This window comes from Amycolatopsis sp. 505 (assembly GCF_031625235.1).
Lineage (GTDB): Bacteria > Actinomycetota > Actinomycetes > Mycobacteriales > Pseudonocardiaceae > Amycolatopsis.
Genome location: NZ_JACKQP010000001.1, coordinates 757706 through 776511, shown reverse-complemented (window position 1 = coordinate 776511; position 18806 = coordinate 757706). Strand labels below are relative to the sequence as shown.

Sequence of the window (18806 nt, the reverse complement as noted above, 5' to 3'; positions counted from 1 at the left end):
GATGACTGAGAACCCCCAACCCGGCGAAGAGCAGTCCAGCGCCGAGCGAGCCGAAACCGGCCTGACGGCGAAGGGTCCGGGTGCGGCCGAGCCGGTCGTCACCGGGCGCGAACGCCAGGGCATGTTCGGCGTCCACGGCACCGGCGACACCTCCGGCTACGGCGGCGTCCGGCTCCCGGCGTACAGCCCGGCGCCGGCCGAGCGGCCGTACGGCGGCTGGTTCGACCAGTTCGCCGACGAGTTCTACGCCGCGCTGGCCGAACGCAAGATCCCCGCCGAGGCGATCCTGCAGACGACGGTCGACCGCGGCGAGATCACCTTCTACGTCGCCCGCGAGCACCTGCCCGCGATCGCGAAGACCCTGCGCGACGACGGCGGCCTCCGCTTCGAGCTGCTGTCCTCGGTGTCCGGGGTGGACTACGGCGTCGACGTCCCGCAGCGGCTGCACGCGGTCTACCACTTCACGTCGCTGACCTACCGGCGCCGCATCCGCCTCGAGGTCACCCTCGACGTCGAGGACGCGCACGTGCCGTCGCTGGTCGAGACCTACCCGACCGCCGACTGGCAGGAGCGGGAGACCTGGGACATGTTCGGGATCGTCTTCGACGGCCACCCGGCGCTGACCCGGATCCTGATGCCGGACGACTGGGACGGCCACCCCCAGCGCAAGGACTACCCGCTCGGCGGGATCCCGGTCGAATACAAGGGCGCGGAGATCCCGCCGCCGGACCAGCGGAGGTCGTACTCGTGAGCACCGAGAACCTTTCCGACGTCACCACGGGCACGTCGACCACCGCCGAAGGCAGCGACAGCACCGACGACGTCAGCTACGCCGATTCCCGCGACACCACCGAAGGCCGCGTCTACACGGTCTCGGGCGGCGACTGGGACGACGTCATCGCCGACGCCCAGCACGACGAGCGCATGGTCATCAACATGGGCCCGCAGCACCCGTCGACGCACGGCGTGCTCCGGCTCGTGCTGGAGATGGAGGGCGAGACCGTCACGCAGCTGCGGTCGGTCATCGGCTACCTGCACACCGGCATCGAGAAGAACTGCGAGTACCGGACCTGGACCCAGGGCGTCACCTTCGTGACGCGCATGGACTACCTGGCCCCGCTTTCGACGGAGATGGCGTACTGCCTCGGCGTCGAGAAGCTGCTGCAGATCGAAGCCCCGCGCCGCGCGCAGCTGCTGCGCGTGATGCTGCTGGAGATCAACCGGATCGGCTCGCACCTGGTCTACATCGCCACCGGCGGCATGGAGCTCGGCGCCACCACCGCGATGACGCTCGGCTTCCGCGAGCGCGAAGAGGTGCTGCACCTGCTGGAGCACCTGACCGGCCTGCGGATGAACCACGCGTTCATCCGCCCCGGCGGCCTCGCGCAGGACATGCCGGCCGACTACGTCGAGGTCGTCAAGGCGTTCATCAAGACGATGAAGGAACGCCTCCCGCTGTACGACAAGCTCTTCACCGGCCAGCCGATCTGGCGCAACCGGCTCAAGGGCGTCGGCTACCTGCCGGTGGACGCGTGCCTCGCGCTCGGCGTCACCGGTCCGGTGCTGCGGTCCGCGGGCCTGCCCTGGGACCTGCGCAAGACCGAGCCGTACTCCTGCTACGACGAGTTCGACTTCGACGTGCCCGTGGACAACGGTGCCGACTGCTGGTCGCGCTACCTGATCCGCGTCCACGAGATGCACGAGAGCCTCAAGATCATCGAGCAGTGCCTCGAGAAGCTCGAGCCGGGCCCGGTCATGGTCGAGGACAAGAAGATCGCCTGGCCCGCGCAGCTGTCCATCGGCAGCGACGGCATGGGCAACTCGCTCGAGCACGTCAAGAAGATCATGGGCCAGTCGATGGAGTCCCTGATCCACCACTTCAAGCTGGTCACCGAGGGCTTCAAGGTCCCGGCCGGGCAGGTCTACGCGGCGGTCGAGTCACCCCGCGGCGAGCTGGGCGCGCACCTGGTCTCCGACGGCGGCACCCGGCCGCTGCGGGTCCACGTGCGCGAACCGAGCTTCGTGAACCTGCAGTCGATGCCCGCCATGGCCGAGGGCGGCCTGGTCGCCGACGTGATCGCCGCCATCGCCTCGATCGACCCCGTCATGGGGGGAGTGGACCGATGACCACAGCAGTTCCCGAGCCGGGCTCGAAGGACGCCGCGACGACGTACGCCGCGGCGGGGCCCGACACCGACGTCGTCGCCATCGCGCCGGACCCCGATGTGGCCGCCGGCATCATCACCGAGACGCCCCTCGAGGACATCTTCGACGCGGACATCCACGCCAAGGCGCAGGACCTGATCGCGCGCTACCCGATGTCCCGCTCGGCGCTCCTGCCGATGCTGCACCTCGTGCAGTCGGTGCAGGGGTACGTCAGCCAGGAGGGCATCGCGTTCTGCGCGCGGCAGCTCGACCTGTCCGACGCCGAGGTCAGCGCGGTCGCGACGTTCTACACGATGTACAAGCGCAAGCCGTGCGGCGAGCACCTCGTCAGCGTCTGCACCAACACGCTGTGCGCGGCCATGGGCGGCGACGCGATCTACAAGCGCCTCCAGACGCACCTCGGGTCCGAAGAGGAACCGCTGGGGCACAACGAGACCGCGGGCACGCCGAACGAACCGGGCTCGATCACCCTCGAGCACGCCGAGTGCCTCGCGGCCTGCGACCTCGCGCCGGTCATCCAGGTCAACTACGAGTACTTCGACAACCAGACCGAGGACAAGGCCGTCGCGCTGGTCGACGCGCTGCAGGCGGGCAAGAAGCCGGCCCCGACGCGCGGCGCGCCGCTGACGAACTTCAAGGGCGCCGAGCTGCAGCTCGCCGGGTTCTTCCCGGAGGACGAAGCGGCCTACCGCCGGGACGTCGACGGCCCGTCGCAGGCCGTCGAGACGCTGCGGGGCGCGAAGCTCGCGCAGGACCGCGGCTGGGTCGCCCCGGTGGCTTCCGATGTGCCGTTGCCAGAAGTGGAGAAGAAGTAATGGCCGATCCCATTACCCCCGTCCTCACGAAGCGCTGGCTGTCGCCGAACTCCTGGCAGATCGGGACGTACGAGGCCCTCGAGGGCTACACCGCCGTCCGCAAGGCCCTGGCCGGGACGCCGGAGCAGCTCGTCCAGCTGGTCAAGGACTCCGGCCTGCGCGGCCGCGGCGGCGCGGGCTTCCCGGCCGGCATCAAGTGGTCGTTCATGCCGCCGAACTTCGACAAGCCGCACTACCTGGTGATCAACGCCGACGAGGGCGAACCGGGGACGTGCAAGGACATCCCGCTGATGATGGCGGACCCGCACTCGCTCATCGAGGGCTGCATCATCGCCTCGTACGCGATGCGGTCCAACCACTGCTTCATCTACGTCCGCGGCGAGGCGCTGCACTGCATCCGCCGCCTCAACGCGGCCGTGCGCGAAGCCGAAGCGGCGGGCTACCTCGGCGAGAACATCCTCGGCTCGGGCTTCGACCTCAAGATCACCGTCCACGCGGGCGCGGGCGCGTACATCTGCGGCGAAGAGACGGCGCTGCTCGACTCGCTGGAAGGCCGTCGTGGCCAGCCGCGGCTCAAGCCGCCGTTCCCGGCCGCCGCGGGCCTCTACGCCGCGCCGACCACGGTCAACAACGTCGAGACCATCGCGAGCGCGCCTTTCATCGTCAACGGCGGGTCGAGCTGGTTCCGCGAGATGGGCCGCGAGAAGTCGCCCGGCCCGAAGATCTACTCGATCTCCGGCCACGTCGAGAAGCCCGGCCAGTACGAGTGCCCGCTCGGCACCACGCTGCGCGAGCTCCTCGAAATGGCGGGCGGCATGAAGGACGGCATCCCGCTCAAGTTCTGGACCCCGGGCGGCTCGTCCACCCCGATGTTCACCGCCGAGCACCTCGACGTTCCCCTGGACTTCGAAGGCGCGGCGGAAGCCGGGTCGATGCTGGGCACCACCGCCGTCCAGGTCTTCAACGAGACCGTGTCGGTGCCGTGGGCCGTGATGAAGTGGACCCAGTTCTACGAGCACGAGTCCTGCGGCAAGTGCACGCCGTGCCGCGAAGGCACGTACTGGCTGGCGCAGATCCTCGAGCGGATGGTCGAGGGCCACGGCACCGAGGAGGACATCGACACCCTCCTCGACGTCTGCGACAACATCCTCGGCCGGTCGTTCTGCGCCCTCGGCGACGGCGCGGTGTCGCCGATCCAGAGCGGCATCAAGTACTTCCGCGAGGAATTCCTCGCGCTGTGCGAAGCGAACCGGCACGAACAGACCAAGCCCGAACTCGTGGGAGCGCAGGCATGACGATCGCGCCCGACAAGCCCGAAACCACCGAGACGCCGGTCCCCGAGGGCCACGTCAAGCTGGTCATCGACGGCGAAGAGGTGATCGCCCCCAAGGGCGAGCTCCTCATCCGCACGGCCGAACGCCTCGGCACGGTCATCCCGCGGTTCTGCGACCACCCCCTCCTCGACCCGGCCGGCGCCTGCCGCCAGTGCCTGGTCGAGGTCGAGATGGGCGGCCGCCCGATGCCGAAGCCGCAGGCGTCCTGCACGATGACCGTCGCCGACGGCATGGTCGTCAAGACGCAGCTGACCTCGCCGGTCGCGGACAAGGCCCAGCAGGGCGTGATGGAGCTGCTGCTCATCAACCACCCCCTGGACTGCCCGATCTGCGACAAGGGCGGCGAGTGCCCGCTGCAGAACCAGGCGCTGGCCCACGGCCGCACGGACTCCCGGTTCGTCGACACCAAGCGGACGTTCCCGAAGCCGCTGCCGATCTCGACGCAGGTGCTGCTGGACCGCGAACGCTGCGTGCTCTGCCAGCGCTGCACCCGGTTCTCCCGCGAGATCGCCGGCGACCCGTTCATCGAGCTCCTCGAACGCGGCGCCCACCAGCAGATCGGCACCGCGGAGACGGCGGACGTCCTGGACCTGGCGTCGCGGACGACCAGCGGCCAGCCGTTCCAGTCCTACTTCTCCGGCAACGTCATCCAGATCTGCCCGGTCGGGGCCCTGACGAGCGCGGCCTACCGGTTCCGCTCCCGCCCGTTCGACCTGGTGTCCGCGCCGAGCGTCTGCGAGCACTGCTCGTCCGGCTGCGCCGAGCGCACCGACTTCCGCCGCGGCAAGGTCCAGCGCAAGCTGGCCGGCGACGACCCGGAAGTCAACGAAGAGTGGATCTGCGACAAGGGCCGGTTCGCCTTCCGCTACACCGGCGCCGAGGACCGCATCCGGCGCCCGCTGGTCCGCAACCGCGAAACCGGTGAGCTGGAAGAGGCGTCCTGGACCGACGCGCTGCGCGCCGCCGCGGAGGGTCTCACCGCGGCCCGGTCGAACGGTGGGGTCGGCGTCCTGCCGGGTGGCCGGCTGACCGTCGAAGACGCCTACGCGTACTCGAAGTTCGCCCGCGTCGCCCTGCAGACCAACGACGTCGACTTCCGCGCCCGCCCGCACTCGGCCGAGGAGCTCGCGTTCCTCACCTCGCACGTCGTGGGCGTGACGCCGGAATCGGGCGTCACCTTCGGCGAGATCGAGCGGGCCCGCACGGTCCTGTGCGTCGCGTTCGAGCCCGAGGACGAAGCCCCGATCGTGTTCCTGCGGCTGCGCAAGGCGGCCCGCAAGAACCGCACCCGGGTCGTCCACTTGGGACAGTGGACGACGTCGTCGGTGCGCAAGACGTTCGGTGAGCTGCTCGCCTGCGTCCCGGGCCAGGAGGCCGCGGCCGTCGAAGGCATCGCCAAGCACGCGCCGGACCTCGACGAGGCTCTGCGCGGCGAAGGCGCGGTCGTCCTGGTCGGTGAGCGCGCGGCCGCGATCCCCGGCCTCTTCGCCGCCCTGCACGACCTGGTCGAGCGCACCGGTGTCCGGCTCGCGTGGATCCCGCGCCGCGCCGGCGACCGGGGTGCCCTGGAGACCGGCTGCGTGCCGTCGCTGCTGCCCGGCGGCCGCCGGGTCGGCGACGACGCCGCCCGCGTCGCCGTCGAAAACGCCTGGGGCGTCCCGCTCCCGGCCACGCCGGGCCGCGACGCGACCGACATCCTGCTGGCCGCTTCGGCCGGCGAGCTCGGCGGCCTGGTCGTCGGCGGGGTCGACCCGTACGACCTGCCGGACCCGGACCTCGCGCTGCGCGCGCTGGACACCGCCGGGTTCGTGGTCAGCCTCGAACTGCGGCACAGCGCGGTGACCGAGCGCGCGGACGTCGTGCTCCCGGTGGCGGCGTCGGACGAGAAGTCCGGCAGCTACCTGAACTGGGAGGGCCGCACCCGCCCGTTCGACACGACGATCGAAGGCACCGGCGCCCTGCCGGACTGCCGGGTGCTCGACACGCTCGCCGTCGAGATGGACGCGGACCTGTTCACGCAGACGCCGGCCGCGGCGCGCGGTGACTTCGAGAAGCTCGGCCCGGCTTCGGCGCTGCGCTGGAGCCACGTCGCCGCCGAGGTTGCGCCGCCCGCCACGCCGGGGGCCGGCCAGGCGGTCCTCTCGACCTGGCGCCAGCTGATCGACAACGGTTCCCTGCAGGACGGCGAGCCGCACCTCAAGGGCACCCAGCGCACGCCGGTCGCGCGGCTGTCCGCGAAGACCGCCGAAGGGCTGGGCGTCACCGTGCGCGTCAGCACCGAACGCGGTGCGATCACGCTGCCGGTGGAGATCGCCGACCTGCCCGACGGTGTCGTGTGGCTGCCGGGCAACTCGGACGGCTCGGCCGTGTTCAAGACGCTCGGTGCCGGGCACGGCGCCGTCGTGAACCTCGCTGGAGGTGGGCAATGACCCCGCTGCTGACCGAAGCCGCTGTGGGCAGCGTGCCCGACGCGGCTACCCGGGCGGCGCTGCTGGCCGACGACCCGTTGTGGCTGATCCTGCTCAAGTGCGTGGTCATCCTGCTGATCGGGCCGATCATGACGATCTTCCTGATCGTCTGGGAGCGCAAGGCGGTCGGCCGGATGCAGAACCGGCCCGGCCCCAACCGGGTCGGCCCGGGCGGCTACCTGCAGTCCCTGGCGGACGCGATCAAGCTGCCGTTCAAGGAACAGATCATCCCGGACACCGCCGACCGCAAGGTGTACTTCCTCGCGCCGGTCATGTGCGTGGTGCCGTCGCTGATCGCGCTGTCGGCCATCCCGTTCGGGCCGGTCGTGTCGATCTTCGGCGAGCGGACCGTGCTGCAGCTGCTCGACCTGCCGGTCAGCGCGCTGGTGATCCTGGCCTGCTCCTCGATCGGCGTCTACGGCATCGTGCTCGCCGGCTGGTCGTCCGGCTCGCCGTACCCGCTGCTCGGCGGCATGCGCTCCGCGGCGCAGGTGATCTCCTACGAGATCGCGATGGGGCTCTCGATCGTCGCGGTGATCCTGCAGGCCGGGTCGCTGAACCTGGCCGACATCGTCGGCGCGCAGCACAAGGTGTGGTTCCTCTACCTGGTCCCGAGCTTCGTGATCTACCTGATCTCGATGGTCGGTGAGACCAACCGGGCCCCGTTCGACCTCCCCGAGGCCGAGTCGGAGCTGGTCGGCGGCTTCCACACCGAGTACAGCTCGATGAAGTTCGCGATGTTCTTCCTCGCCGAGTACGTCAACATGGTGATCGTCTCGGCGTTCGCGACGACGCTGTTCCTCGGCGGCTGGATGGCCCCGTGGCCGCTGTCGCTGATCGGGAACAACGTCCTCAATACCGGCTGGTGGCCGGTGCTGTGGTTCTTCGCGAAGATGTTCGTCCTGCTCTTCGGGTTCATCTGGCTGCGCGGCACGCTGCCCCGCCTGCGCTACGACCAGTTCATGCGCCTGGGCTGGAAGGTCCTGGTCCCGCTGAACCTGGTCTGGATCGTCATGGTGACGTTCGCGAAGGTCATCGCCTGGAACACCGCGACCATCATCATCGCCGCGGTTGCGATCTTCATCGTCGTCGCGCTGTTCTTCTACGTCCGGGCCGCGAGCCGGGAAGAGGAGAGCGAGAGCATCCCGGTCACCGGCGGTGGCTTCCCGGTCCCGCCGCTGGACCTCAAGGTGCCGCAGACCACCCCGCGTCAGAAGGCTTTGGCCAAGGCCGAGGCGAAGGCGGCCCGCCGCAAGCCGGCGGCCGTCGGTACCGCAAAGGAAGGGGCACAAGATGGGGTTTCTTGATCCCGTCAAGGGCTTCGGCGTCACCTTCGGGATGATGTTCAAGAAGGTCGCCACCGAGGAGTACCCGGAGGCCGGCGCGCCCGCCGCCCCGCGTTACCACGGCCGGCACCAGCTGAACCGCCACCCGGACGGCCTCGAGAAGTGCGTCGGCTGCGAGCTGTGCGCGTGGGCGTGCCCGGCGGACGCGATCTTCGTCGAGGGCGGTGACAACACCGAGGAAGCCCGGTACTCGCCGGGCGAGCGGTACGGCGCGGACTACCAGATCAACTACCTGCGCTGCATCGGCTGCGGCCTCTGCATCGAGGCGTGCCCGACCCGGTCGCTGACGATGATCAACTTCTACGAGCTGGCCGACGACGACCGCCAGCGGCTGATCTACACGAAGGAAGACCTGCTCGCCCCGCTGCTGCCCGGCATGGAGCAGCCGCCGCACCCGATGCGGCTCGGCGAGAACGAGCAGGACTACTACGTGAACGGCCCCGAGCTGGCACGCGGGGAGGGCGTCAAGTGATCTCCGCAGTTCTGGCCGCCGCACCGGACGCCTCCGCGGGTGTCTCGACCGGGGAAGCCATCGCGTTCTGGATCCTCGGCCCGCTCTCGCTGCTCGGCGCGCTCGGCATGATCTTCTCCCGCAACGCCGTCCACTCGGCGCTGTGGCTGGTGCTGACCATGCTGAGCCTGGGCGCGCTGTACATGATCCAGTCGGCGCCGTTCCTGGGCTTCACCCAGATCATCGTCTACACCGGCGCGATCATGATGCTGTTCCTCTTCGTGCTGATGCTGGTCGGCCGGGAGAGCTCGGACTCGGTCGTCGAAGTCCTGCGCGGGCAGCGGCTGGCCGCGACGGTGCTCGGCATCGGGCTGGCCGCGCTGCTGGCCACCGGCATCTACCGGGCGCTGGCGAACGTCACCCCGGCCGTCCCGCTCGACTCCGCCACCCCCGCGGGCGGCGGGCCGAAGGGCCTCGGCCGGCTGATCTTCACCGACTACCTGTTCCCGTTCGAGCTGACGTCGGCGCTGCTCATCACCGCCGCGATCGGCGCGATGGTGCTGGCCTTCACCGACCGGCACGCCAAGGGCGGGAAGCTCACGCAGAAGGAACTGGTGCTCCTGCGGTTCCGCGGCGAACACGACCGGCCGTCGCCGCTGCCCGGCCCGGGTGTCTTCGCCACCGCCAACTCGGTGGCCACCCCGGCGCTGCTGCCGGACGGCACGGTCGCCCCGGAGTCGCTGTCGGCGATCATCGAGTCCACTTCGGCGATCGAGCTGGCGAAGGAACGCAAGCTCGTCGCGGACGAGGGCCCGCACCCGGACGCGCGCGCCCTGGTCGGTACGGAACCCTCTGCCGGGGGAGCTTCGGAAGGGGAGAAGGAATGACCCCCACGTACTACCTGCTGCTGTCGGCGCTGCTGTTCGCGCTCGGCGCGGTCGGCGTGCTGGTGCGGCGCAACGCGATCGTCGTGTTCATGTGCATCGAGCTGATGCTCAACGCGGTCAACCTGTCGCTGGTCACCTTCGCCCGGATCAACGGCGGGCTCGACGGCCAGATCATGGCGTTCTTCGTCATGGTCGTCGCGGCCGCCGAGGTCGTGGTCGGCCTGGCGATCATCATGGCCATCTTCCGCACCCGGCGCTCGGCCTCGGTCGACGACACCAACCTGCTGAAGTACTAGGAGACCCCCGAGTGACCGCATCATCGTGGCTGCTGGTGGCCCTTCCCGGTCTCGGCGCCTTGATCCTCCTGCTGGCGGGGAAGCGCGCGAAGGCCTGGGGGCATCTGCTCGGCTGTGCCACCGTCACGCTGGCTTTCGTCTACGGCGTCATCCTGTTCTTCAGCGCCGACACGGGCACGACGACCGACACCAAGGTCTACTCGTGGATCCCGGTCGGGGCGCTGCAGATCGACTTCGGGCTGCGGATCGACGCGCTGTCGCTGACGTTCGTGCTGCTCATCACCGGCGTCGGCATGCTGATCCACTACTACTCGATCGGCTACATGGCCGACGACGAGGGCCGGTACCGCTTCTTCGCGTACCTCAACCTCTTCGTCGCCTCGATGCTGGTCCTGGTGCTGGGCAACAGCTTCGTGACGCTCTACCTGGGCTGGGAGGGCGTGGGTCTCGCGTCCTACCTGCTCATCGGCTGGTACCAGGGCCGCCCGTCCGCCGCCACCGCGGCGAAGAAGGCGTTCCTGATGAACCGCGTCGGGGACGTCGGGCTCGCGCTGGCGATCTTCATCATGTTCAAGTACGCGGGCTCGACCGGCTACGCCGAGGTCTTCAAGGCGGTCGGCGACGGCAAGTTCTCGACGGGCGCGATCACCGCGATGGCGATCCTGCTCCTGCTGGGCGCCTGCGGTAAGTCCGGCCAGTTCCCGCTCCAGGCGTGGCTCCCGGACGCGATGGAGGGCCCGACCCCGGTGTCGGCCCTGATCCACGCGGCGACGATGGTGACCGCGGGTGTCTACCTGGTGGCCCGCTCCAACCCGATCTTCAACGCGACCCCGGACGGCCGCTTGGTCGTCACCCTGGTCGGCGCGGTGACCCTGCTCCTGGGGTGCGTCATCGGCTGCGCCTACGACGACATAAAGAAGGTCTTGGCGTACTCGACGGTCAGCCAGATCGGCTACATGATGCTGGCCGTCGGCCTCGGCCCGGGCGTGTACGCACTGGGCATCATGCACCTGGTCGCGCACGGTTTCTTCAAGGCCGGGCTGTTCCTCGGAGCCGGTTCGGTCATGCACGCGATGAACGACGAAGTCGACATGCGCAAGTTCGGCGGCCTCTGGCGCAAGATGCCGATCACCTTCGTCACCTTCGGCCTCGGCTACCTCGCGCTGATCGGCTTCCCGCTCCTGTCGGGCTTCTACACGAAGGACGCCATCATCGAGGCGGCCTTCGGCCAGGAGGCCTGGCGGGGCTGGGTGTTCGGTCTCGCCACGCTCATCGGCGCCGGCCTCACCGCGTTCTACATGACCCGGCTGATGATGATGACCTTCTTCGGCAAGGCTCGGTGGGAGAACCTCAAGTCCGCCGACGGGCACGACTTCCACCCGCACGAGGCGAAGCCGATCATGTGGATCCCGATGGCGATCCTGGCGGTCGGCTCGGTCGGCGCCGGTGCCTTCTTCGCGATCGGCAACCGGTTCGCGACCTGGCTCACACCCACCGTCGGCGAGTTGGCGGAGCACCACGAGCACGGTGCCCTTCCGGCGGCCCTGATCCCGTGGCTCACCGTCGCGCTATCCGCGGTCGGCGCCCTGATCGCCTGGCTGATCTTCCGTCGTGACGTCCCGGTCGAGCAGCCCCAGCGGGTCTCGTTCGTCACCCGGGCCGCGCGCAAGGACCTGTACGGCAACACGCTCAACGAGACGCTGGTGGCCCGCCCGGGCACCTGGCTCTCGCGGGCGCTGGTGTTCGTCGACAACCGCGGCGTCGACGGCGCGGTCAACGGCCTGGCCGCCGGTCTCGGCGGCGGGTCCGGCCGGCTCAGGCGGCTCCAGACCGGGTTCGTCCGGTCCTACGCGCTGTCGATGCTGGGCGGCACGTTCCTGCTTCTGGCGGCTCTCCTGCTGGTGAGGTTCTCCTGATGACCTGGTTGCTCATCCTCATCCTGGTGCCGCTCGCCGGCTCCCTGGTGCTGGCGTTCCTCAAGGGGAACGACCGCGCCGCGGTGCTGACGGCGTTCGGGTTCTCGCTGCTCGAGCTGGTGCTGATCATCCCGTTCTGGCTCAGCTACTCGCCTTCGGGCGCGCGGCTGCAGATGACGTCCAGCTTCGACTGGATCCCCAGCTTCGGCGTGCACATCGCGTTCGGCACCGACGGCATCTCGCTGATCATGATCGCGGTGATCGCGCTGCTGGTGCCGATCGTCGTCGGCGGGCTCGGCACGCTGGACAAGCTCCCGGAGGGGCGCAGCGCGGGCGGGTTCCTGTCGCTGATCCTGCTGCAGGAGGCGCTCACGATCGGCGTGTTCGCCGCGACCGACGTCTTCCTGTTCTACGTGCTGTTCGAGATCATGCTGATCCCGATGTACTTCCTCATCGGCGGCTACGGCGGCGCGAACCGGCAGTACGCGGCGGTGAAGTTCTTCCTGTACTCGTTCCTCGGCGGCCTGATCATGCTGGCGTCGGCGATCGGGGCGTACTCGCTGGCCTCGGACAAGCTCGGCAAGGGCACGTTCGACTGGGCCACGCTGGTGACGGTGGTGCGCGAAGCGCCGCTGTCCACGCAGATCTGGCTGTTCCTCGGGTTCTTCCTGGCCTTCGCGATCAAGGCGCCGCTGGTGCCGTTCCACACCTGGCTGCCGGACGCGGCGGGGGAGGCGCCGATCGGCGTCGCCGTCCTGCTGGTCGGCGTGCTGGACAAGGTCGGCACGTTCGGGTTCCTGCGCTACTGCCTGCCGATGTTCCCGGAGGCGAGCAAGACCCTGGCGCCGCTGGTGCTGGTGCTCTCGGTGGTCGGTGTCCTCTACGGCTCGATCCTCGCCGCGGGGCAGCGGGACATGAAGCGGTTCATCGCCTACGTCTCCATCGCGCACTTCGGCTTCATCTCGCTGGGCATCTTCGCGTTCAACGAGCAGGCGATGGTCGGCTCGGCGACGTACATGCTCAACCACAGCCTGGCGACCGGCATGCTGATCGTGGTGATCGGCCTGGTCATCGCGCGCGGCGGGTCGTCGCGCATCTCCGACTACGGCGGCATGGCCAAGGTGACCCCGTTGCTGGCCGGGCTGTTCCTGCTCGCCGGTCTGTCCACGTTGTCCCTGCCGGGCACCAACTCGTTCGTCTCGGAGTTCCTGGTGCTCATCGGGTCCTTCGTGGACCAGCCGGTGTACACGATCCTCGCCACGGTCGGCATGGTCCTGGCCGCGGCGTACGTCTTGTGGCTCTACCAGCGGGTCTTCCAGGGCCCGGTCCGCGGTGACGCCCTGGTGGGCGTCGGCGGGGGCCCGGGCACGGCGATCGCGCCGGAGCTGGGCGCGAAGAAGGCCATCACGGACCTGAACGGCCGGGAGATCGCGATCCTCGCGCCGCTGGTCGTGCTGATCATCGTTCTCGGCTTCTACCCGAAGCCGGTGCTCGACACAGTCACCCCGACGGTGCAGCAGACGCTGTCCGCGGTCCAGGGAGGCAAGTAAAAGTGCTCGACATCCTCCTGACCCAGGCGCCGACGCCGATCACGACGCCGTCGATCGACTACCCGGCGGTGCTGCCGGTGCTGATCGTCCTCGGCGCGGCGTGCGTCAGCGTGCTGGTCGAGGCGTTCGCGGCGAAGCGCTCGCGGTTCGGCATCCAGGTGGGCCTGAGCCTGGCGTCGATCGTCGCGGCCGGCGTCAGCCTGATCATCTACGCGACGGGCAGCGCCCCGGCGGGCGGCGTCACGACGTTCAGCGGCGCGATCTCGATCGACCGGCCGGCGCTGTTCCTCTGGGGCACGCTCCTGGCGCTGGCGGTCGGCGCGGTGCTGCTGATCTCGGACCGCGTGGTCGAGCCGGGCGGCGCACTGGTCGCCCAGGCCGGCATCCGCCCGGGCACGGTCCAGGACCGCGCCCAGACGGCGACGGTGATGCAGACCGAGGTGTTCCCGCTGACGCTGTTCGCCCTCGGCGGCATGATGGCGTTCACGGCGGCGAACGACCTGCTGACGATGTTCATCGCGCTCGAGGTGCTGTCCCTCCCGCTGTACCTGATGTGCGGCCTCGCGCGGCGCCGCCGGTTGCTCTCGCAGGAAGCGGCGGTGAAGTACTTCCTGCTGGGCGCGTTCTCGTCGGCGTTCTTCCTGTACGGCCTGGCGCTGCTGTACGGCTACGCGAACTCGGTGAAGCTGGGCGACATCGCGGCCGCGGCGGCGGGTTCGGACCGGTCGGACACGCTGCTGTTCGCGGGCCTGGGTCTGCTGGTGGTCGGCCTGCTGTTCAAGGGCTCGGTCGGCCCGTTCCACACGTGGACTCCGGACGTGTACCAGGGAGCCCCGACGCCGGTGACGGCGTTCATGGCGGCGTGCACGAAGGTGGCGGCGTTCGGCGGCATCCTGCGGGTGCTGTCGGTGGCGTTCTCGTCGACGTCGTGGGAGTGGCGCGGCGTCCTGTGGGGCGTGGCGATCATTTCGATGGTGATCGGTGCGGTGCTGGGCCTGACCCAGACGGACGTCAAGCGCATGGTGGCGTACTCGTCGATCGCCCACGCGGGCTTCCTGCTGGTCGGGGCGATCGCGATGACGCGCGATGGGCTCTCGAGCACGCTGTTCTACCTGCTGGCGTACGGCTTCACGACGCTGGCGGCGTTCGGCGTGATCAGCCTGGTCCGCGATTCGTCGGGCGAGGCAACGCACCTGTCGGCGTGGGCCGGGCTGGCGAAGCGCTCGCCGTTGCTGGCCGGCGTGTTCACGTTCCTGTTGCTGGCGCTGGCGGGTATCCCGTTGACGTCCGGTTTCATCGGCAAGTTCGTCGTGTTCTCGGCGGCGTTGTCGGACGGAATGGCCCCGCTGGTGGTGGTGGCCCTGGTGTTCAGCGCGGTGGCGGCGTTCTTCTACCTGCGAGTGATCGTCCTGATGTACTTCTCCGAGCCGGCGGCGGACGGCCCCTCGGTCTCGGTCCCGGGCTTCGGCACGGGGACGGCGATCTTCCTGGGCACGGCGGTGACGCTGGTGCTGGGCCTGGTCCCGGCGTTCGCCCTGGGCTGGGCGGGTTCCGGCGGCTTCGCTTTCTGAGTTCTGCTTTTCCTGGGCCGCCGCTCTCGTTATTCGAGGGCGGCGGCCTTCAGCATTTGGCTGAGATTTTCTTGTTCCCCGGGTGCGACGTTGATGTAGCCGTTTTCGAGGGCAATCCCGACCCGTCCGGCTTTCAGGTCGAGATAGCTGACGGTCCGGTCAGCGGCGTGGAGTTGCCCGACGCCGAAGTGGGGCTGCTGCAAGAGGGCGTCGAGCTCCTGCGCGGCCCGGCTGCGCTCTTCGTCGAAGATGTCGCTGTCCGGTGGCGTCCGGAAGTCGTCTTGGGGGAGCGAGAAGGGCTTGAGATCGGCGGGCCGGCAGTGCGGCAGGCGCGCGACGAGGGCGTCGGCGGGGTGGACGTCGACCTCGGTGAGTTCGACCTGATCGCCGCGGCAGACCACGCAGACGGCGGTTTCGTCATCGGCCGTGGCGAGGATGCTGGTTTGCCCGGTGGCGTCCCGGGTGTAGGCGAAGTACCCCTGGGCGGGTTGGCCGATGAGGTGCAGGAGGTCTTCGAATTCGGGCGTGAAGCCGTCGCCTTGGGTGACGCCGTATGGGCTGAGTTCGTCGAAGGCATCGCTGGTGATTTGTTGCTTGAGGGAGGGCGGAATGTAGCGGAGGCCGTTCGCGAAAACGGGGTGCGGATCACCGCAGCCGACGCCGCGCAGGGCGGTGAGCAAGGTGCCGAGCGAGAAGATCATCGTTTCTTGTGCTCACCGATGACGGGCGGCATGGGCTTTTCGGTGAAGCCGCCGAAGGTCTCGTCGGGATCGGGGTTCTGGAGGTAGGGGGCTTTTTTCTTTTCGCGGTCTTCTTCTTTCCCGCCACGCCCGGCGAGCGGAGTGCCCATGGGGAGGCCGTTGGCACCCCGCGGGCCGGCGGAGCCACGGAGGGGGTTGGCGCCGGGGAGCCGTTCCTCGGGGAGGCGGGCGCCGGTGCTGCTGCCGGGGGCGCGGGGGCCGGGCTGGTTGGCTTTGTTTCCGGCGCCTGGTCCCGTTCCAGTGCTGGTGCCCGGCATTCCGGGGCTCGGCTGATACCCACCGCCGCTGTACGGCCCGCTTCCTGGCCCGAACCCGCCGGGCCAGTTCGTCCCGGTCAGGTTGCTGACGGGCTGCCCGGTAGGCCCGAACTCATACCCACCCTGAGCGGCGGGCAGGACGGGCTTGGGGACGTAGCTGTTGGCGTGGGTGGCGTCGCTGGGCGTGTTCCCGCTGTGCGTGGTTCCGCTGATCGTGGTTCCGGTGTTCGTGTTCCCGGCCTGAACCTGGTTCGGCCTGGGCTGTCGATCCTGCTGAGTTTGCCGTTGGTTTCCGTCGGTCACCCGGTTCTGCCCGGGCCGAACGGTCTGCCGATCCTGACTCGGAACCTGCGTATCCCGGGGGTTTCGAGCCCACTCTCCGGTATCAGTAGGACCGGTTTTGTTTCCGGAGGTCTGCATGGAGATGGAAGCCCCGGAGTCGGCAAGCTGCGCGTATTGGGCGGGCATCTGCCCACCATTGGAGGTGCTGGCGGAGTGATAGGCACTGAAGGCATCGATGTTGGCTTGGCTGTCAGCCTGCCACCGCGCAACTTTGGCGTGGTAGGAACCCCACCCGTGGTCCGAAATGGCACGAACAACATCCTCAGCCCCGAGTTCAGGCGGCTGAGAGGAAACAGGCTTGACGGAATACTTGGCGGTCCCGAAGGCATCCATCTGAGCCCCAACAGCACTTTGAGCATTCTGAAGATGAACAGCATCATCAGCGGCGGCTTGAACAAGAGGAAGAGTCGCATCCGCAGCGGCTTCCCCAGCATCCCCACGCCAGCCGGACATGGTCTTGGCTCGTAGGGTATTGATCCGCTGAGCCCGTTCAACCATCCGAGTGGTCAACTGCCGGGCACCATCCTGAGCATCGGCCAGCGAGCCGACACCCTCGCCTCCGGTGATCTGCTCATAAATCTGCGCTGCCGTCAGCGGTCCTTCGGTCGCCATCAGTTCCCCCCGCGGAGATTGCCCAGTACCTGTGCAGCGATGTCATGAGCCGCCGCGCAAGGATCCTTCTTACCGATGTTATTTTCGGATTGTGCGACGTGGATGTCGACGGCCTGGGTGTCGCTCACGCCGAGCGCGACCGCGCACCGGCCACGGGATGCTCGCTCGTCGCTCACGCCATAGGCAACGATCGGGAAGCCATCGAGCGATTCCATCGGCTGGAAGAATTTATACTGTTTGTCCTTGGCTTCGTAGACGCTCGTCAGCCCGAGCTGGTCGGCGTTCATGAAGATTACTCCGATCCCTGCCTGGGAAACGTCGGCTGCGTCCCATGAGCAAGTCGGCCCAGCGGGTGCCTGCAGGTCTGGCTTGCCTGACACGCCAGAGCCGAGAAGCTCGGCTACTTGAGAGTCGGTCAGTGCGCCGCACGGCTGCCGTTTGAAGTGCGTCACGTCGACTGGATGCAGGACTTTGGGAACTCCAGGTCCCGGCAGTGCACTGTGGCTTTCAGGTGAGGAGTTCGTTCCCGGGGCAGCGCTGGAAGCCGATGGAATTCCCGGGTTGGTGGTCGAACACGCCGCCGCTGCGAGCAGCAATGCGCTGAACATGAGAACGGCGCGGCGCATCAGAGACTGCCTCCGGTCTGCTTGATCTCCGTGGTGTGGTCGTCCTCGGTGCGCGCGTACTTACCCAAGGCGGTCTGGAACTTGGCAGCCATGTTGCGGCAATACTCTTCCCGAGCCGCCAGCGTCGACAGCAGTGCCTCCCCGGATTGATGAATCTTCTCCGCGTTGCCGCCACTCGCATACTCGAGGCCTGGACCTTTGACGCGAGTGAGGGTGGTCGCCTGCTCTTGGTCGTGCTTGAACTCGTCGGCCAGGTCGTTCCACTCCCGCATCAACTCGCGCAGCGTCTCCTCGTCATAAGCGAACCCCGCCCCACCAGAAGCACCACCCGCCGGCCCATAAGACCCAGCGCGCGGCACCCCATTCGGCCCCGGCAGTTCCCAATCCCCACTCGGGTCGTAAACCTCAGGCACAGCACACCGTCGTCATCAGCTCTCCCCTAGCTTGCAGTGTGCTCCACCCCGAGCACCCTGCGTATCCGACGCACCGCACCCTACCAGGGTTCCCGCGACCCAAAAGCCAAGGTCACGAGGGCCGCGGCGGTCCTCTCGGCGCTCTCCCAAGCCGCGGCCCTCGTGACGTCTACGGGGTTGGCGCGCAGCTCGTGCGCCCCAGCGTCACCACTCCGCTCAGACCCGATGGCGGGAGGAAATCGATCCGCAGCATCGTCAAGCCGACGCTTCCGTCGCCCGGGAGTTCCTGGATGTTGAACACCGCGTTCGCCAGGACCGTTCCGTCCGATTTCCGGAGCGGGGACACGTATCCCACCGGCACCGGGCTCGGCGGGTTCGCGATCCCCGACAGCCCGCCGTACGTCCAGTTCGCGTTCGTCTGCGTCTGCGTCCCCACGCACGTCACCGTGTAGCTCGACAGCTTCACCCGGGGCCCGCCCGCGGCCACCAGCGCCGACAGCTCGAAGTTCTTGCCCGTAGCGGTGGAGGTCGTCGAGTCCCCGGAGGGCGACGTCGTGCACGAGGACGTTCCGCCGCCGAAGGTGATGCCCGGCTTCGAGACCTTCTGGGCCGTTGCGCTCGTCGGGCCGCCGATCGAACAGGGTGCCTGGGGCGCGATCACGACCGATGCGAACGCAGCCGCGCCGATGTCCGCCACGCCTGGCTGCGGGACCGCCGCGAACGCCGAAGCGCTGGAAGCCGCCAGGCCGGTCACCACCAAGGCCGTGACGATCGTGCTGCGCATCCGCTGTCCTCCTCGCCGCCGGAGAGGGGCCTGGGCGGCCGCTCTTCCAGGACTGAATATCCGCCCGCCGGAGACCCGCGTTGCGCCTGGGAACGGCGATCACCCTTTCGAGGATCACCAACCACCCGGGCGGTGTCATGTTCATCACCGTTTCCGCAGGACAGCGGGTAAACGACCGCGCGGCGGAGCCACTACGCTCAAGGGGCAACCG

The 18806-nt window shown here is 68.7% G+C and carries 17 protein-coding genes; 12 read left to right on the top strand and 5 right to left on the bottom strand.

Annotated elements, in window-relative coordinates:
* Position 1: 1 nt before the first annotated feature.
* The 12 genes from H5965_RS03635 to nuoN are packed head-to-tail and all read left to right on the top strand — an operon-like array spanning position 2 to position 14800.
* Positions 2 to 751 (top strand): NADH-quinone oxidoreductase subunit C, encoded by a 750-nt coding sequence (locus tag H5965_RS03635; RefSeq protein ID WP_310967876.1) that lies wholly within the window; start codon positions 2 to 4, stop codon positions 749 to 751.
* Positions 748 to 2127, top strand: coding sequence for an NADH-quinone oxidoreductase subunit D (locus H5965_RS03630; RefSeq protein WP_310967875.1), 1380 nt, complete (start codon positions 748 to 750; stop codon positions 2125 to 2127). The genes H5965_RS03635 and H5965_RS03630 overlap by 4 nt, the downstream gene beginning before the upstream one ends.
* Positions 2124 to 2981 (top strand): NADH-quinone oxidoreductase subunit NuoE, encoded by an 858-nt coding sequence (nuoE, locus tag H5965_RS03625; RefSeq protein WP_310967874.1) that lies wholly within the window; start codon positions 2124 to 2126, stop codon positions 2979 to 2981. Before H5965_RS03630 ends, nuoE begins: the two co-directional genes overlap by 4 nt.
* Positions 2981 to 4276, top strand: a complete 1296-nt coding sequence (gene nuoF, locus H5965_RS03620; RefSeq protein ID WP_310967873.1) for an NADH-quinone oxidoreductase subunit NuoF — start codon at positions 2981 to 2983, stop codon at positions 4274 to 4276. Before nuoE ends, nuoF begins: the two co-directional genes overlap by 1 nt.
* Positions 4273 to 6744: an NADH-quinone oxidoreductase subunit G gene (locus H5965_RS03615; RefSeq protein ID WP_310967872.1), complete on the top strand. Its 2472-nt coding sequence runs from the start codon at positions 4273 to 4275 to the stop codon at positions 6742 to 6744. Before nuoF ends, H5965_RS03615 begins: the two co-directional genes overlap by 4 nt.
* On the top strand, positions 6741 to 8090 hold the full coding sequence (gene nuoH, locus H5965_RS03610; protein WP_310967871.1) for an NADH-quinone oxidoreductase subunit NuoH: 1350 nt from the start codon (positions 6741 to 6743) through the stop codon (positions 8088 to 8090). Before H5965_RS03615 ends, nuoH begins: the two co-directional genes overlap by 4 nt.
* On the top strand, positions 8077 to 8601 hold the full coding sequence (gene nuoI / locus H5965_RS03605; RefSeq protein WP_003081846.1) for an NADH-quinone oxidoreductase subunit NuoI: 525 nt from the start codon (positions 8077 to 8079) through the stop codon (positions 8599 to 8601). The genes nuoH and nuoI overlap by 14 nt, the downstream gene beginning before the upstream one ends.
* On the top strand, positions 8598 to 9467 hold the full coding sequence (locus tag H5965_RS03600; RefSeq protein ID WP_310967870.1) for an NADH-quinone oxidoreductase subunit J: 870 nt from the start codon (positions 8598 to 8600) through the stop codon (positions 9465 to 9467). Before nuoI ends, H5965_RS03600 begins: the two co-directional genes overlap by 4 nt.
* Positions 9464 to 9763, top strand: coding sequence for an NADH-quinone oxidoreductase subunit NuoK (nuoK, locus tag H5965_RS03595; RefSeq protein WP_003081840.1), 300 nt, complete (start codon positions 9464 to 9466; stop codon positions 9761 to 9763). The genes H5965_RS03600 and nuoK overlap by 4 nt, the downstream gene beginning before the upstream one ends.
* 11 nt (positions 9764 to 9774) lie before the next feature.
* The gene (gene nuoL, locus H5965_RS03590; protein WP_310967869.1) at positions 9775 to 11679 is read left to right on the top strand and encodes an NADH-quinone oxidoreductase subunit L; all 1905 of its coding nucleotides are present in this window, start codon (positions 9775 to 9777) and stop codon (positions 11677 to 11679) included.
* Positions 11679 to 13229: an NADH-quinone oxidoreductase subunit M gene (locus H5965_RS03585; RefSeq protein ID WP_310967868.1), complete on the top strand. Its 1551-nt coding sequence runs from the start codon at positions 11679 to 11681 to the stop codon at positions 13227 to 13229. The genes nuoL and H5965_RS03585 overlap by 1 nt, the downstream gene beginning before the upstream one ends.
* Before the next feature lie 2 nt (positions 13230 to 13231).
* Positions 13232 to 14800, top strand: coding sequence for an NADH-quinone oxidoreductase subunit NuoN (gene nuoN / locus H5965_RS03580; RefSeq protein WP_310967867.1), 1569 nt, complete (start codon positions 13232 to 13234; stop codon positions 14798 to 14800).
* Positions 14801 to 14829: 29 nt separating this feature from the next.
* Here nuoN and H5965_RS03575 read toward each other — a convergent pair whose 3' ends face one another.
* The 5 genes from H5965_RS03575 to H5965_RS03555 all read right to left on the bottom strand — a co-directional run bounded on the left by H5965_RS03575 (position 14830) and on the right by H5965_RS03555 (position 18595).
* Positions 14830 to 15501 carry an ESX secretion-associated protein EspG gene (locus H5965_RS03575; protein ID WP_310967866.1) on the bottom strand — a complete coding sequence of 224 codons (672 nt, stop codon included), beginning with the start codon at positions 15499 to 15501 and terminating at the stop codon, positions 14830 to 14832.
* Positions 15498 to 16772 (bottom strand): PPE domain-containing protein, encoded by a 1275-nt coding sequence (locus H5965_RS03570; protein ID WP_310967865.1) that lies wholly within the window; start codon positions 16770 to 16772, stop codon positions 15498 to 15500. Before H5965_RS03570 ends, H5965_RS03575 begins: the two co-directional genes overlap by 4 nt.
* Entirely contained in the window at positions 16772 to 17398 is a 627-nt protein-coding gene (locus H5965_RS03565) for a DUF3558 domain-containing protein (RefSeq protein WP_310967864.1), read from the bottom strand. The genes H5965_RS03570 and H5965_RS03565 overlap by 1 nt, the downstream gene beginning before the upstream one ends.
* Positions 17398 to 17811: a hypothetical protein gene (locus tag H5965_RS03560; protein WP_310967863.1), complete on the bottom strand. Its 414-nt coding sequence runs from the start codon at positions 17809 to 17811 to the stop codon at positions 17398 to 17400. The genes H5965_RS03565 and H5965_RS03560 overlap by 1 nt, the downstream gene beginning before the upstream one ends.
* A 169-nt stretch (positions 17812 to 17980) precedes the next feature.
* On the bottom strand, positions 17981 to 18595 hold the full coding sequence (locus H5965_RS03555; protein ID WP_310967862.1) for a hypothetical protein: 615 nt from the start codon (positions 18593 to 18595) through the stop codon (positions 17981 to 17983).
* Positions 18596 to 18806 lie beyond the last annotated feature (211 nt).